The following is a 590-nucleotide window of genomic DNA, read 5'->3' on the forward strand; positions in this document are numbered from 1 at the left end:
TTTATGATCGAATTCGGTGATAGAGTCACCGAGTAATAGAATGGCTAGTTACACAGAATTTCGGACAGACTCGCTGGCTTTAGTAGCTGCTTAAACCTCTATTTTTGATGTCAGTTAAATATGGGGGGATTACCCCCATATAACAGCTACAATCACTGAACGCATAAGCTCCCTAATTGTATCAGAGTCAAATACAGGCTCGTTCGGTAAAACCATCTTTACTGCAAACGCGTCTGCAACAATAAATACCATGCTAAAAATAGCTATTCCAATAAACCATTTTGGAAAGTTTCTGCTCTTAGAGAAGAACATGTATGCAAGATATAGCAAGAGCATGATCAAAATACAATTGATCAATAATTCTCCGATTATGACTGGTCCCCAAAGTGGGTTATATGCATCACTTCCTTTTGTTGTCAGAGCTTCCCATGTACCTGATGAAAATATTTGTGGATATGTAGTCAAGAGGGAATTGACAATCCTTATCGGTGACAAAACTATTCCTATGGCCACTAGTATGTAGTAGTTCAAACTTGATCTGACAGTTGCCGGTTTTTCAGAAGTGTCTGTCAGGTCAAATTTAGTTTATA

Annotated in this window: 1 protein-coding gene; it reads right to left on the reverse strand. The window is 38.1% G+C overall.

The window, feature by feature from the left end:
* Positions 1–129 precede the first annotated feature (129 nt).
* Positions 130–531, reverse strand: a complete 402-nt coding sequence (locus tag Lery_RS08640; protein ID WP_058526867.1) for a DUF2569 domain-containing protein — start codon at positions 529–531, stop codon at positions 130–132.
* Between the last annotated feature and the right edge of the window lie 59 nt (positions 532–590).

It is taken from the genome of Legionella erythra (assembly GCF_001467615.1).
Classification (GTDB): Bacteria; Pseudomonadota; Gammaproteobacteria; order Legionellales; family Legionellaceae; genus Legionella_C; species Legionella_C erythra.